This window comes from Microbacterium sp. (genome assembly GCF_049650565.1).
Classification (GTDB): Bacteria; Actinomycetota; Actinomycetes; order Actinomycetales; family Microbacteriaceae; genus Microbacterium.
The window spans coordinates 15874-29815 of sequence record NZ_JBASAK010000022.1 but is presented as its reverse complement, the minus strand read 5'-3'; the positions used below and the strand labels follow the sequence as shown (position 1 = coordinate 29815).

Sequence of the window (13942 nt, the reverse complement as noted above, 5' to 3'; positions counted from 1 at the left end):
AGCACAGGCGACACGCTCAGGGGCCCCGTCATGTCGTCACGAGGTCTGCGACTTCTCGACCCAATCGAGGTACTCGGGGGTCACGGTTCCGGTGATGTAGCGCCCGTCGAAGCAGCTCATGTCGAGGTCGGTCAGCTCGGAGCCCTCGATGATCGCGGCCTTCAGGTCCTCGACCTCCTGGTACACGATCCTGTCACAACCGAGCACCTCGGCGATCTCGGGGATCGTGCGACCGTGCGCGACCAGCTCGTGCTTCGACGGCATGTTGATGCCGTAGACGTGCGCGTAGCGCACCGGCGGCGCGGCCGAGGCGAAGATCACCGACTTCGCACCGGCATCCCGAGCCATCTGGATGATCTGCATGCTGGTGGTGCCGCGCACGATGGAGTCATCGATGAGCAGCACGTTCTTGCCCTGGAACTCGGCCGACATGGCGTTGAGCTTCTGGCGCACGCTCTTCTTGCGCACCGCCTGCCCGGGCATGATGAACGTGCGGCCCACGTAGCGGTTCTTGTAGAAGCCCTCGCGGTACTCCTTCCCGAGCTTGCGGGCGACCTCCATGGCCGAGGGGCGCGAGGAGTCGGGGATGGGCATGACCACGTCGATCTCGTCCAGCGGCACGTGCTTGGCGATGGTGTCCGCCAGTCGCTCGCCCATGCGCAGTCGCGACTCGTACACCGAGACGCCGTTCATCACGGAGTCGGGGCGGGCCAGGTACACGTACTCGAACGCGCACGGCGTCAGCTGCGTCTCCTCGGCGCACTGCCGGGTGAACAGCTCGCCGTCGTTGGTGATGAACACGGCCTCGCCGGGCTCCACCTCGCGCACGACCTCGTAGTCGGCGTTCTCCAGCACCAGCGACTCGCTGGTCGCCACCCATTCGTCGCCCTTCGACCTGCTCGGGGACCCATCTGCCGAGGACGCGGCCCGACGTCCGAGGATGAGGGGGCGGATGCCGTACGGGTCGCGGAACGCGAGCATCCCGTACCCGGCGATGATGGCGATGACCGCGTACGCGCCCTCGATGCGCTTGTGCGTGCGGGCGACGGCCTCGAAGATGCGCTCGGGGTCGAGATCGACGGTCGACGTGGTGCTCTGCAGCTCGCCGGCCAGCACGTTCAGCAGCAACTCGGTGTCACTGGACGAGTTCAGGTGGCGACGGTCGCGCTGGGCCATGTCGGCGGTCAGCTCACGCGTGTTGGTGAGATTCCCGTTGTGGATGAGAACGATGCCGTACGGCGCGTTCACGTAGAACGGCTGCATCTCCTCCTCGTTCGAGGCGGTGCCCTTCGTGGCATAGCGGACATGCCCCAGGCCGATGTTGCCGAGCAGCGAGCGCATGTCGCGGGTGCGGAACGCCTCGCGCACCATGCCCTCGGCCTTGGCCATGTGCATCACACCACTGGGCTCGGCCGTGGCGATGCCCGTGGCATCCTGCCCTCGGTGCTGCAGCAGCAGCAGAGCGTCGTAGATGTCCTGGTTGACCGGGCCGTTGCCGACCATTCCGACGATGCCGCACATGGGGTGTTACTTCGTTCCGCTCTGATAGGCGCCGACCAGGCGCACGGCTCCACCATCGACGCCCTTGGCGCCCTCTTCGAACTCTCCGGCCGGACGTGCACCGGTGTGCACGGTGCCGACCTGCCAAGCCCCGATGCCCTGCGCACGGATGGCGGCGATCACGGCATCCTTCTTCTCCTCGGCGACCACGGCGAGGAACCCGATTCCCAGATTCCAGGTGCCCTCGGTGTCGACGATCGGGGTGCCCGCGATGTCGGCCAGCACCTGGAACACCGGGCTCGGCGTCCAGGTGGAGCGATCCACCTCGGCCCAGCTGCCCTGCGGCAGCACGCGGGCCAGGTTGGCGGCGATGCCGCCGCCGGTCACATGGCTCAGCGAGTGCACTCCGTGCGGCACCTGCTCGAGCATCTTCAGCAGCGGCGTCGTGTACAGGCGGGTCGGCTCCAGCAGAGCCTCGCCCCAAGTGGTGCCGAGGTCGGCTGCGTTGTCGCCGTAGCCGATCCCCGCGTTCGCGACGATGTGGCGCACCAGCGAGTAGCCGTTGGAGTGCAGGCCGCTGGAGGCCAGCGCGATCACCGCGTCGCCATCCTGCACGCGATCCGCTCCGAGCACGGCATCCGCCTCGACGACGCCGGTCGCGGCGCCGGCGACGTCATAGTCGCGCGGTCCGAGCAGGCCCGGATGCTCGGCGGTCTCTCCGCCGACCAGCGCGGTGCCGGTGGCCGAGCATGCGTCGGCGATGCCGCGGACGATGTCGGCGATGCGCTCGGGCACGACCTTGCCGCACGCGATGTAGTCGGTCATGAACAGCGGCCTGGCGCCCACCACGACGATGTCGTCGACGACCATGCCGACCAGGTCCTGCCCGATCGTGTCGTGCTTGTCGATGGCCTGAGCGATGGCGACCTTCGTGCCCACGCCGTCTGTGCTGCTGGCCAGCAGCGGACGCGTGTAGCCGAGCAGCGCGCTGGCGTCGAACATGCCAGCGAAACCGCCCACTCCGCCGAGCACTTCGGGCCCGTGCGTCGCGCGCACGGAGGCCTTCATGAGTTCGACGGCGAGATCACCGGCGGCGGTGTCGACACCGGCCTGAGCATAGGGATTGGTGGGTGAGGCTGCCACGGGTACAGCCTACCGGCCCGAGGGGCTCGCCAAGGTCGGTGCGACGATGTCCGGATCCCGGGGACACGGATGCCGGGAAGCCGGGTCTGCTATACTGAATAGTTGCGCATCGCAAGGCCGGTTCTCACCCGGCGCAGCGCACACCCCGGCCAGGGTTCTCTCCAGTCTGGATCGCACCGATGCGATCCCCTCCCCGGCCATTGCCGAGGCGGCAGCGTGCCGCCCGCACACGAATCACAGAATGATGAGCAGTACCGACATCTCCGCGCGCACAGGCGCGCCCGAATCACCCATCGACCCTCCGACCCCCGACCTGGCTTGGCGCCAGGCCGACCGCGACGTGTTCGTCGCCACCAACGACGGTGAGTTCGCCGGCTTCGTGACCGTGGAGCACGACGCGCACGTCACGCACGACAACCACAGCCGCCGCATCGGCAGCTACCCGACCCTCGCCGCCGCCCGGCAGGCGCTGGTGGATGCCACGCATCCGCCGTCCCGCCGCCGCGAGCGCCTGCGCCGCCGCATCCTCGAGCGCAGACGCTGAGCGCCAACCCGCGCATAGCGTGAGCAACGCCCATACGATGGGGCCATGAGCGACAAGCCGCAGTGGCTGATCCGCGAGGACGCCGGCACCTCGGTGCTGGTGGCGCTCGCGCTGCGCCAGCTGCTCGGCATCCGCACACCCGAGGACCTGCCCGCGCTGCGCGGGCTCGAAGTGCGCAGGCCCGACTCGGCCGACGTCGACGAAGCGCTCGAGGCCCAGTGGCGCGAGTACTGGGACATGACCGTCGAGCCGCGCGCGCACCGCTCGGACGTGCCGCTGGATCTGGTCGACGGCTTCGACACGCTCGTCGCGCTGCCCACCACCGGTGCGGAGGACCTGCGCGACGCGATCGTGCCGCACGCGGCGGCGGCCCTGCGATATGCGCAGGACGCGCACAACCGCTACGTCGATTCGGTCAGCTCATCGGGCGGCGCGTACCGCGCCTATGCGAGCGCCATCGCCGAGTTCGAGCGCGAGGTCGGGCGGCGCGCGCACTCCTTCGATCTCAGCGTGCAGGTGCTGCCGTTCAGCCAGCGCGGGATATGGTGGATCGGCTCGCTGAGCGTGGCCGTCACCGATGGCCTGCGCCGCGACGTGGTCGCGTTCGATGCGGCCATGCGGCCCGTGATCGCCGAACTCGCCTGACCCCCACCCTCATGAAGAAGCGCACCCTCATCGCCCTCGTCATCGCCGGCACGGTCGTCGTCGCCGTCGGCGCCGCCGCCTTCGCAGGGCCGTACATCTACCGCGACTACCTCGTCGCTCCGGCCGCTGCGGAGCCCACCCTTCCGGCATCCGCATCCGCATCCGCCGCCGCAGGACCGCTATCGAGCGAAGACGTTCAGGGCGACTGGACGGTCGGCGACGGCTCGTATGCCGGCTACCGGGTGAACGAGGTGCTCAACGACGTCGACACCACCGTCACCGGGCGCACGGACAAGGTGACAGGCTCGTTGACCGTGGCGGACGCGACGCTGACTGCGGCGCGGATCGAGGTCGACGTGGCCTCCATCGCCACCGACTCCGGCAGCCGCGACTCGTACTTCCGCGGCACCGCGATGCGCGCCGCGAAGTTCCCGACGGCGACGTTCGCGCTGACCGCCCCGGTGAAGTCATCCAGGATGCCGGTGACCGGCCAGCCGCAGAAGGTCTCGGCCACCGGCGATCTCACGCTCGCCGGGGTCACCCGCAGCGTCAATGTGGAGCTGGACGCCGTGTTCGACGGCGAGCGCGGTCAGGTGGTCGGCAGGATCCCGATCACGTTCGCCGACTTCGGCGTCGACGCGCCCGACCTGGGATTCGTGAAGGTCGAGGACGCCGGCTTCGTGGAGTTCTCGCTGACGCTCGAGAAGAACTGACCCCGAGCATTCCTCGTCGTGCGTCAGCCCTCGTCGTCGTGGACGCGCTCGTGCTCGACGCGCACGATACGGGTGTGCTTGCGCGCCGCCCGTTCGAGGATCAGCGCGACCGCGCCGCCCAGCGCGATGCAGATCGGCACGGTCCACAGCAGCGCGAAACCGAAGACCTGCCCGGGCGGGTAGACGACGCCAACGACCTCGGACTTCTCGTAGCTGCCGACGGCGGTGAGGATGCCGGCGACGACGACGCCCAGCACGGCGCCGAGGCCGAGGAACACGCCGAAGCGCGGGACCGGTCGGATCTGCGCCTCGATCGTCTGGTGCTCTGCATCACGCGACATACCCCTATTCTCCCACGCCCACCCGGGCTGCGGACCGGGCTCAGGGGCGCAGTGGGAGCAGGGGGGAGAGATCGGCCCGGGTGCCGGATGCCGACACGAGGCCGGCTGCGACGGCATCCGCCCAGCTCTCCCCGCCGGTCGCGAGGGAGATCCAGGTCGCGGCGTTCATCTCGACGACGTTGGGCGGGGTGCCGCGGGTGTGCCGCGGGCCCTGCACGACCTGAACGGCCCCGAAAGGCGGTACGCGCACCTCGACGCTGTTGCCCGGAGCCTTCTCGTCGAGCAGCTGCAGCAGGTACCGGACTGCCGTCGCCGTGGCCGCGCGCGGCGCACCCCCGGCCGCGACCACCGCGAGCGCGGCGCGTCCGTCGGCGGTCTCGATCCTCGTGGTGGGCACGGCTCCAGGCTACGCCGGGCAACGCGCCACCCCGCCCCATCTCGCCGCCGCCCCGGCTGGTCGCCGCCGCCCCCGTCCAGCTGCGCAGCGGGACGGGGGCGAGGGAGCTGAGCAGGGGCGGGAGCACCGCACACCGGGCAGCGATGCCGTGGCACCGTCCGCGCCACCGATCGTCGCCCGGGCATAGGGTCGGTAGGGATGACGAATACAGGCGAGACAGGCACCCTGCACGGGGCGCGCGCGGAGCTGCTCGAGGCGGCTGCGCGCGGGGCGGAGTGGACGCCGCGGTTCCCGCAGAGCGGAAGCACACAGCATCCGGCATCCGTGCTCGTGCTGTTCGGCAGGCTGGACAGCATCCCCGCCCGCACCGACGACCAGACCGTCGCGGCCGACCTCGACGTGCTGCTGCAGCGCCGCGCAGCCACGCTGTCGTCGCACCCGGGGCAGGTGTCCTTCCCCGGCGGAGGCCGGGAGCCGGCGGATGCCGACGTCGTGGCCACCGCACTGCGCGAGGCGCAGGAGGAGACCGGGCTCGACCCCGCGGGCGTGGAGGTGCTGGCTTCGCTTCCCGAGATCCCCCTGGCGGTCAGCAGCTTCCTGGTGACCCCGGTGCTGGGCTGGTGGCGCACGCCGTCGCGCGTGGCGGCCGTCGATCATGCCGAGACGGTCGAGGTGTTCCGGATACCCGTGGCCAAGCTGATCGACCCCGCGAACCGGTACTCGGCGGTGCTGCACCGCGACGGCTTGACCTACAAGGGCCCGGCGTTCGAGGTGGACGGCACAGTCGTGTGGGGGTTCACCGCCGGCATCCTCAACGCCCTGTTCGATGCGACCGGCTGGGCGCTGCCCTGGGACCCGGCCATCGAGCGCCCCGTGACCGTCTGAATCCGACGCGGAACGGTAACCGCGCATGCCCCCGCCGGTAGGCTTGCGGGCATGAAGATCCTGGTCCTCGGCTCCGGTGCGCGCGAGCACGCGATCATCCTCTCCCTGCGCTCGGAGGACGCCGAGCACGAGATCTTCGCGGCACCCGGCAACGCCGGGATCGCGCAGGATGCGGCCATCGTCGAGCTCGACATGCTCGACGGCGCCGCAGTCGCCTCGTTCGCCAATGAGCGCGGCGTCGACCTGGTCGTCATCGGGCCAGAGGCCCCGCTGGTGGCGGGCGTCGCCGACGTGCTGCGCGACCGCGGCATCCCCGTGTTCGGTCCCGGCAAGGCGGCCGCGCGGCTGGAGGGGTCGAAGGCATTCGCGAAGCGGATCATGGATGCCGCGTCCGTGCCCACCGGGCGCGCGGTGCGCGCGGCATCCGTCGCCGAGGTCGAGGCCGCGTTCGACGACTTCGGCGCACCCCATGTCGTGAAGGCCGACGGCCTGGCGGCGGGAAAGGGCGTGATCGTCACGACCGACCGCGCCGAGGCCCTCGCGCACGCCGAGCACTACCTCGCGGCGGGCGCCGTGCTGGTGGAGGAGTTCCTCACCGGCCCCGAGGTCTCGCTGTTCTTCCTCAGCGACGGCGACACCGTGCGCGCGCTCGCCCCTGCGCAGGACTTCAAGCGCGCGCTGGACGGCGACGGCGGTCCCAACACCGGCGGCATGGGCGCGTACTCGCCGCTGCCGTGGCTGGCCGATCAGTTCGGCAGCATCGACGCGTTCGTCACCGAGGTGACCGACACCGTCGCGCTGCCCGTCATCCGCCAGTTGGATTCCGAGGGCACGCCGTTCATCGGCCTGCTGTACGCGGGTCTGATCCTCACGCCCGCGGGCATACGCGTGATCGAGTTCAACGCGCGCTTCGGCGACCCCGAGACCCAGGTCGTGTTGCCGCGGCTGCGCACCCCGCTCTCACGGCTGCTGCTGTCGGCGGCATCCGGGCACCTCGAGGATGAGCCGGCACCGGAGTTCTCCGACGACGTCGCCATCACGGTCGTGCTGGCCAGCGAGGGCTACCCCGAGGCGCCGCAGACCGGCCGCATGATCGAGGGGCTCGCGGAGGCGGCATCCGTCGCCGGCGTCCACCTCGTGCACGCCGCGACCGGCGCGCCCGACGCACCCGGCGGGTCGCTCATCGCGACCGGCGGCCGGGTGCTGAACGTCGTCGCCACCGGCGCAGACTTCGCGGATGCCAGGGCGCGGGCCTACGAGGCCATCGGCCGCATCTCGCTGGAGGGCGCGCACTTCCGCCACGACATCGCGGCACGCGTCGCGCAATAAGGCGCGCGTCGCGCAATAACACGCGCGTCGCGCAATAAGGCGCGCCTGTCACGCAGAGCACACGCCGCGCAGCCGGCCGGGCGCCACAGGAAATGCCGTCAGAGCTCGATCCAGTACTGACGCAGCAGCGGGTCGCCGGCATCGGGCGCATCGATGGTGCCGCTGAGCACGCCGCCGGCGCCCTCGATCGTGCGATACGAACCGGCGTTGTCGTCGACGCAGGTGAGCATCACGCGGTCATAGCCGGCGGCACGCGCATGATCGAGCACGAGGTTCAGTGCCGTGCGGGCGACGCCCTCGCGGCGGCGGGACGGGCGCACACTGTAGCCGATGTGGCCGCCATAGCTGCGCAGCCAGTCGTTGAGCATCCGGCGGAAGGCGATGAACCCGACGACCTCGCCGTCATCGGCGATCCAGAAGTAGTCGCAGTGCACCTTGTCGGCCGGCAGCCCGGCATCCAGATCCGCGTACAGCCGAGACTTCGCGACGAACTCCTCGCAGGCTGCGCGATCAGGGACGACACCGAACTCGAGACCCGCGCCGTCGATGTGCACGCAGCCGAACTCGGCGACGGTCGCCGCCCATGAGTCGAAGAGGTCGAGAGACGGGGTGGCGAGTGCGATGGGCATCCGTCCATTCCATCACAGGGCCGTCCGGGCTGGAGACCGGGCGACCCTACTGCCCTTTCAGGAGACCATCAGCGCAGCTCGTCGGCGCTCTTGCCCTGATACCGGCCGATGAAGACGGATGCGATGAGTGCGACGACCATGACGGCCGCCGGCAGCAGCATCGACTGCGCCATGCCGGTGGAGAAGCCGTCGGCGACGAACGACGGCATGCTTCCACCCCCACCGAAGCCGGCAGGTGCTTTGTCGAGTCCGGGCAGGTTGGCCTCGAGGCGGGCCTGCATGAATGCGGCGATGGCGGAGGATCCCACCACCGAACCGATGGTGCGCGTGGTGTTGTAGATGCCCGCGCCGGCGCCGGCCTGGCGCGGAGGCAGGTTGCGGGTGGCCTCGGTCGCCAGCGGCCCCCACATGCCTGCGTTGCCGATTCCCAGCAGGGCGGAGGGCAGCAGGAACATCCAGGTCGGGGTGTCCATGTTCATCAGCGAGGCATTCCACAGCACGCCGCCGGCCACGCACAGCAGACCGGGCACGAGGATGAACCGCGGGTCGATGCGGTCCAGCAGGGCGCCGGCGAACGGCGCCAGCACACCCGAGATGACCGCCATCGGGATCATCAGCAGCGCCGACTCGGTGGGGGTCAGGCCCCGTGCCAGCTGCAGGAAGAACATGAACGGCAGCGACATGCTGGTCACCGTGAAGCCGACTGCGGCGATGCCGAGGTTGGAGGCCGAGAAGTTGCGGTCCTTGAACAGCCCCAGTGGCACGAGCGCCTCGCTCTTGGTCTTCCACTGCTGCAGCACGAACACGACCAGCAGCACGATGCCGGCGCCGATCATGCCCCACACCGAGATGGGCCCGGTGATGGTGCCCCAGTCGTACTTCTGGCCCTCCTGCAGGCCGAAGACGATGAGGAAAAGTGCGGCCGCACTGAGCACCACGCCCACGTAGTCGAAGCGGTGCGGGTGCGTCTGCAGCTTGGGAACGTAGATCATGGCCAGCACGAAGCCGATCACGCCGACGGGCACGTTGATGTAGAAGATCCACTCCCAGCCGAGGCCGTCCACGAGCAGTCCGCCCATCAGCGGGCCGACCAGGGTGGCAACGCCGGCTGTCGCACCCCACAGGCCCATGGCGGCGCCACGGCGCTCAGGCGGGAAGGTGCGCGTGATCACGGCCATGGTCTGCGGGGTCATGAAAGCCGCGCCCAGACCCTGCACCGCGCGGGCGACGATCAGGCCGACGAGCGTGGTGGACAGGCCGCTCCACAACGAGGCGCCGGTGAAGACCACCAGGCCGATCAGATAGATGTTCTTCGGGCCGAAGCGGTCACCGAGGCGGCCGGTGATCAGCAGCGGCACGGCATACGCCAGCAGGTAGGCGCTGGTGACCCACACGACGTTGTCGAGGTTGTTGGTGTCCGGGTCGAGCGCCGCCTTGATGGCCGGGTTGGCCACCGAGACGATCGTCGTGTCGACGAGGATCATGAAGAAGCCGATGACCAGCGCCCACAGGGCGGGCCAGGGGCTCTTCGGCTTGTGACCGGTCGCGTACGTGCCGGTCGACGGTCCGCGAGTCGCGGATGCCGTGGGTTCTGTCATCGGCGTGATGCCTTTCGCTGTACGGCGGATGCCGCGGGGAGGGTCTGTGAGGTCTCTTCAGGGTCGGCGGGAGCGGATGCCGAGGAGGCGGCGTCGCCGAACCAGGCGAAGTCCGGATCGGACAGGCGCTCGAGCGTCCCGGCCGTCCAGGTGAGCTCGGCGCCCAGCAGAGTGACGTGCCGATCGGCCTCGATGAGGAACTGATCGAGCACGCCGCGCGCGCGGGCCGCGGACAGCTTGCCGTGCAGGCTGTCGTGCTCGGCCTGCAGTGCCGCCAGCCGGGCGGTCAGCAGTTCGATCACGTCAGCCCGTGGCAGGTTGTGCGACTCGGCGAGCGCGACGCGGAACTCGGCGGTGCGGTCGGAGGTTCCCAGGCCCGCGCGCACCCAGTCCTGCAGCGCGTCACGTGCAGCGGGCTGCAGTGCGTAGGTCGTGCGCTCGGGGCGATTGCCCTCGCGGTCCACGCCCACCTCCGAGATCAGCCCGTCCCGTTCGAGGCGGGCGACCGTGTGATAGAACGTGCCGTTGGTCACGCGCACGATGCGGTCATCCTGCCGATGCCGCAGCAGGCGGATCATCTCGTACGGATGCATGTTTCCCTCGGCGAGCAGCGCGAGCACCATCGCCGCCAGCGGCGTCAGCTTCCCGGCATCCCCAGCCATATGCCCCACCTCGATTAGTCCAGATGGACTATAGCACTCCGTCCGGGAGCGAAACAGTGAGGGGCAGTCCGCTCACACCTCCGCAGGCCCCAGCCCCGCGCGTTCCAGGATCACTCCGACCTGCACGCGATTGCGCGCACCGAGCTTGGCGAACACCTGCTCCAGGTGGGTCTTCACCGTGCCCGCCGAAATGTGCAGCTCCCCGCCGATCTCCTGGTTCGTCGCACCGGAGGCGACACCGCGCGCCACGGCCCGCTCACGCTCGGTCAGCGCTCCGATGCGCTCGAGTGCGGCCTGCCGGCCCGAGCCGCCCTCCTTCTCGACCGCACTGCGGACGAGCTGCGCCATGCTGCGCCCGGAGACCACGGTCTCACCCAGCGCGGTGCGACGGACCGCATCCACGATCAGCCCGGGCGGGTCGTCCTTGAGCAGGTAGCCGCTCGCACCGGCCTTCAGCATGTGCATCAGCTGATCCTCCGAATCGAAGCTGGTCATCGCGAGCACCCTCGAGTCGCTCTGGGCGACGATCGTCGCCGTCGCCTCGATGCCGCTGATCCCCGGCATCCGCACATCCATCAGCACCACGTCGGGGTGGTGAGCGCGTACGGCCTCGACGGCCGCCGCGCCGTCGGCTGCTTCTCCGACCACGTCGATCCCGGCATCCGCGCGCAGCACGAAACGCAGGCCGCTGCGCACCAGCTGGTCGTCATCGACGATCAGAACGCGCAGCGGAGCATCGGCAGCATCAGTGGTCACGCATCGAGACTAGCGAGGGCCGGGGACGACGCGCCGAGCGCCGGTCAACCGCGCTCCTGCCACGGCAGTGCGACGTCGACGATGAAGGACCCCTCGTGAGCGCCGATCCACGCCGTGCCGCCCAGGGCGGCAGCGCGCTCGCGGATGCCGACGGTGCCGTTGGCTCCGCTCGGCAGGGCCACTCCCGCAGCGCCCAGCGGGTTCACGATGCGGATTCGTGCCCCCTCGGCGGGCCCCGCCTGCACATGCACATCGACAGTCACCGAAGGCGCGTGCTTGCGCGCGTTCGTGAGCGCCTCCTGCACGATCCGGTACACGGCGCCGTCGAACTGCGTGGAGGCGCGCTCAGGATCCTCGAGCACGACGTACGCGGTGATCGACGTGCCGGACGCGCGATGCTCACCCAACAGCTGCCCGAGGGCGCGCATCGTGGCAGGACTCGAACTGGCCGCACCGGGCCCGCTGCGCAGATCGCCCAGCAGGCCGCGCAGGTCCTGCAGCGCCGCGTGGGTCTGCTCGCGCACCGTGCGCGCCATCTCTGCCGCCTCGCCGTCGCCGGACGCTGATTCCAGGGCACCCGCGTGCAGCGACACCACCGACAGCCGGCTGGTGAGCTGGTCGTGCATGTCGCGGGCGATGCGCTCGCGCTCGTTCTGCCGCACCATCTGCTCGTTGAGCGTATCGGCGCGCTGCTGCTCCTGCGCCGCGCGCACATCGCTGCGAGCCACGCGCTCGCGCGCGCGGACGAGGAAGACGACGCCCGCGGCCACTCCCAGCGAGATCGCCACCCAGACGAGGGATGCCGCGATCCAGGCCGGCTCGTGCTGTGCATCCGCACGCTGAGTGAAGGTCCAGGCCAGCGCGCCACCCCAGCCGGTGAGGACCTCCCGGAGGGCGAACAGCACGGCCCCGACCGAGACGCCGATCGCCACCCGTGTTGTCCACGCCGGGCGTCGCAGGACGGTGGCGACCGCGCCGACCAGCAGCAGCACGTACGAGAGCCCGACGGCCGCCAGCACGCCGCCGGCGATCAGTGTCATCAGGGGAATCCGTCGTCGCCAGAACACGGTGAGCCAGGCCGCGATCGCCAGCAGGAACAGTCCCGCGCCGACACCGCCGAGCCTGGCGTCGCCGCCCTCGCCGGCCGGCAGCTCTGCCGCGCCGGGCACATTGATGATGCCCATCGCGTCGATCATGATGCCGACCGCGAACAGCACGACGGTCCCCGCTGCTGCCGCCACGCGGCGCAGACGCGGGGAGACGAGGGTGCTCGGGGCTGCCACGTGTCGAGCCTAGAGCGCAGGGGGGACATCGCACGCCCGTCATCCGGCGGCATCCGCCTCTGCCGTTCGGGGGAGGCGACTGTGCCTGAACAGGGGATGAGGAGCGGATGCTGTGCACGCGACGATCGAGGAGCACGAACGGAGCGCCGGTTCTGCCAGGATCATATTCATACGCATGCAAGGCGCCATCCCCCGATCGGGCGCCGCTATCCGCGTATTCACACAGCAAGAGGGAATCATGAGCAACGACAACAACACCCCGACACCTCCCCCGGCCCCCGGATACACGCCTCCGCCGATGCCGAGCTCCGCGCCGCCCGCACCCGGGTACGCGACGGCTCCCACCGCGCCGTTCACGCTCGGCGCGCCCTCACCGCAGCCCGTCGCCACCGGCGAGAAGTCCTTCATCACGACCTGGCTGCTCGCACTGCTGCTCGGGTTCTTCGGCGTGGACAGGTTCTACCTGGGCAAGATCGGCACCGGCATCCTCAAGCTCATCACCCTCGGCGGAGCCGGCATCTGGGTGCTCATCGACCTGATCCTCGTTCTCACCGGCGCCACCCGGGATTCTTCCGGGCGTGCTCTGGCCGGCTACCAGCAGCACAAGAAGGTCGCCTGGATCGTCACCGGCGCGGTCATCGTGCTGGGGATGCTGATCAACCTCGTCAGCCCGAAGCCGGCGGTGCCCGCACCCGCGGCCGATCGTCCGGCGATCAGCGCACCGGCGAAGGCGACCGAGCAGGCCAAGGCACCCGCAGCGGAGGAACCCTCGAAGGAGCCGGTGGAGGAGCCATCCAAGGAGCCGGAGAAGCCCTCGGTGCCGGCCGAGTACGCATCCGCCCTGGTCAAGGCGCAGACGTATTCGGATCTGATGCACATGAGCAAGCAGGGCGTCTACGACCAGCTGACCAGCGAATACGGCGAGAAGTTCTCTCCGGAAGCCGGACAGTACGCCGTCGACAACATGAAGGCGGATTGGAACGCCAACGCCCTCGAAAAGGCGAAGGACTACCAGAAGACGATGTCGATGTCTCCCGCCGCCATCCACGACCAGCTCACGAGTCAGTACGGGGAGAAGTTCACCGCCGCCGAGGCCGACTACGCCATCGCCCACCTGAACGACTGACGCGAGAGGAGAACCGCCATGGAGACATCCGCCATCCTCAGCTGGACCCTGCAGCAGGAGATCCCCGTTCCGCCTGACGTGCAGGCGCTACTCGCGGAGGGCGAGCAGGCCGTCACCTCGTTCAAGACGTTCCGCGACTCCGCCACCTTCACCACGAAGCGGCTGATCGTGCGCGACGCCCAGGGGATCACCGGCAAGAAGGTCGAGATATACTCGCTGCCGTACAGTTCCATCCTGATGTGGTCGTCCGAGAACGCCGGCACGCTGGATTGGAACTCGGAGCTGGAGCTGTGGACCAAGGCCGGGCACATCAAGGTGAAGCTGGCTAAAGGCGCCGACGTGCGGCGCATCGACAGCCTCATCGCCTGGGCCGTGCTCAACGCGCACTGAG

At 69.7% G+C, this 13942-nt stretch carries 16 protein-coding genes; 7 read left to right on the top strand and 9 right to left on the bottom strand.

Annotated elements, in window-relative coordinates; genetic code table 11:
- Positions 1–36: 36 nt before the first annotated feature.
- Together purF and purM are read right to left on the bottom strand one after the other, a co-directional pair.
- Positions 37–1521, bottom strand: a complete 1485-nt coding sequence (gene purF, locus WA967_RS03555) for an amidophosphoribosyltransferase (RefSeq protein ID WP_424419524.1) — start codon at positions 1519–1521, stop codon at positions 37–39.
- A gap of 6 nt (positions 1522–1527) precedes the next feature.
- Positions 1528–2643 (bottom strand): phosphoribosylformylglycinamidine cyclo-ligase, encoded by a 1116-nt coding sequence (gene purM / locus WA967_RS03550; RefSeq protein ID WP_424419523.1) that lies wholly within the window; start codon positions 2641–2643, stop codon positions 1528–1530.
- 244 nt (positions 2644–2887) lie between these two features.
- Between purM and WA967_RS03545 the strand changes: the two genes are divergently transcribed.
- The 3 genes from WA967_RS03545 to WA967_RS03535 are packed head-to-tail and all read left to right on the top strand — an operon-like array spanning position 2888 to position 4545.
- Positions 2888–3187 (top strand): hypothetical protein, encoded by a 300-nt coding sequence (locus WA967_RS03545; protein ID WP_424419522.1) that lies wholly within the window; start codon positions 2888–2890, stop codon positions 3185–3187.
- Positions 3188–3232: 45 nt separating this feature from the next.
- Positions 3233–3832 (top strand): zinc-binding alcohol dehydrogenase, encoded by a 600-nt coding sequence (locus WA967_RS03540; RefSeq protein WP_424419521.1) that lies wholly within the window; start codon positions 3233–3235, stop codon positions 3830–3832.
- Positions 3833–3843: 11 nt separating this feature from the next.
- A complete protein-coding gene (locus WA967_RS03535) occupies positions 3844–4545 on the top strand; it encodes a YceI family protein (RefSeq protein ID WP_424419520.1) in 702 nt (233 codons plus the stop codon).
- Positions 4546–4568: 23 nt separating this feature from the next.
- On the opposite strand, the gene WA967_RS03530 is transcribed toward WA967_RS03535, so the two are convergent.
- On the bottom strand, positions 4569–4886 hold the full coding sequence (locus WA967_RS03530; RefSeq protein WP_424419519.1) for a potassium transporter Trk: 318 nt from the start codon (positions 4884–4886) through the stop codon (positions 4569–4571).
- Positions 4887–4926: 40 nt separating this feature from the next.
- Positions 4927–5283, bottom strand: coding sequence for a sterol carrier family protein (locus WA967_RS03525; RefSeq protein WP_424419518.1), 357 nt, complete (start codon positions 5281–5283; stop codon positions 4927–4929).
- A gap of 198 nt (positions 5284–5481) precedes the next feature.
- On the opposite strand from WA967_RS03525, the gene WA967_RS03520 reads away from it, so the two are divergent.
- Together WA967_RS03520 and purD are read left to right on the top strand one after the other, a co-directional pair.
- A complete protein-coding gene (locus WA967_RS03520; protein ID WP_424419517.1) occupies positions 5482–6168 on the top strand; it encodes an NUDIX hydrolase in 687 nt (228 codons plus the stop codon).
- A gap of 51 nt (positions 6169–6219) precedes the next feature.
- The gene (purD, locus tag WA967_RS03515; protein WP_424419516.1) at positions 6220–7497 is read left to right on the top strand and encodes a phosphoribosylamine--glycine ligase; all 1278 of its coding nucleotides are present in this window, start codon (positions 6220–6222) and stop codon (positions 7495–7497) included.
- Positions 7498–7595: 98 nt separating this feature from the next.
- Here the strand turns inward: purD and WA967_RS03510 are convergent, their stop codons facing one another.
- The 5 genes from WA967_RS03510 to WA967_RS03490 all read right to left on the bottom strand — a co-directional run bounded on the left by WA967_RS03510 (position 7596) and on the right by WA967_RS03490 (position 12425).
- Positions 7596–8126, bottom strand: a complete 531-nt coding sequence (locus WA967_RS03510; RefSeq protein ID WP_424419515.1) for a GNAT family N-acetyltransferase — start codon at positions 8124–8126, stop codon at positions 7596–7598.
- Between the two features lie 68 nt (positions 8127–8194).
- On the bottom strand, positions 8195–9724 hold the full coding sequence (locus WA967_RS03505; protein WP_424419514.1) for an MFS transporter: 1530 nt from the start codon (positions 9722–9724) through the stop codon (positions 8195–8197).
- A complete protein-coding gene (locus tag WA967_RS03500; protein ID WP_424419513.1) occupies positions 9721–10386 on the bottom strand; it encodes a PadR family transcriptional regulator in 666 nt (221 codons plus the stop codon). Before WA967_RS03500 ends, WA967_RS03505 begins: the two co-directional genes overlap by 4 nt.
- A gap of 72 nt (positions 10387–10458) precedes the next feature.
- On the bottom strand, positions 10459–11142 hold the full coding sequence (locus WA967_RS03495; protein WP_424419512.1) for a response regulator: 684 nt from the start codon (positions 11140–11142) through the stop codon (positions 10459–10461).
- 44 nt (positions 11143–11186) lie between these two features.
- The gene (locus tag WA967_RS03490) at positions 11187–12425 is read right to left on the bottom strand and encodes a sensor histidine kinase (RefSeq protein WP_424419511.1); all 1239 of its coding nucleotides are present in this window, start codon (positions 12423–12425) and stop codon (positions 11187–11189) included.
- Between the two features lie 238 nt (positions 12426–12663).
- On the opposite strand from WA967_RS03490, the gene WA967_RS03485 reads away from it, so the two are divergent.
- Together WA967_RS03485 and WA967_RS03480 are read left to right on the top strand one after the other, a co-directional pair.
- Complete coding sequence (locus tag WA967_RS03485) at positions 12664–13551, top strand: Ltp family lipoprotein (RefSeq protein ID WP_424419510.1); 888 nt, start codon at positions 12664–12666, stop codon at positions 13549–13551.
- Positions 13552–13569: 18 nt separating this feature from the next.
- On the top strand, positions 13570–13941 hold the full coding sequence (locus WA967_RS03480; RefSeq protein ID WP_424419509.1) for a PH domain-containing protein: 372 nt from the start codon (positions 13570–13572) through the stop codon (positions 13939–13941).
- Position 13942 lies beyond the last annotated feature (1 nt).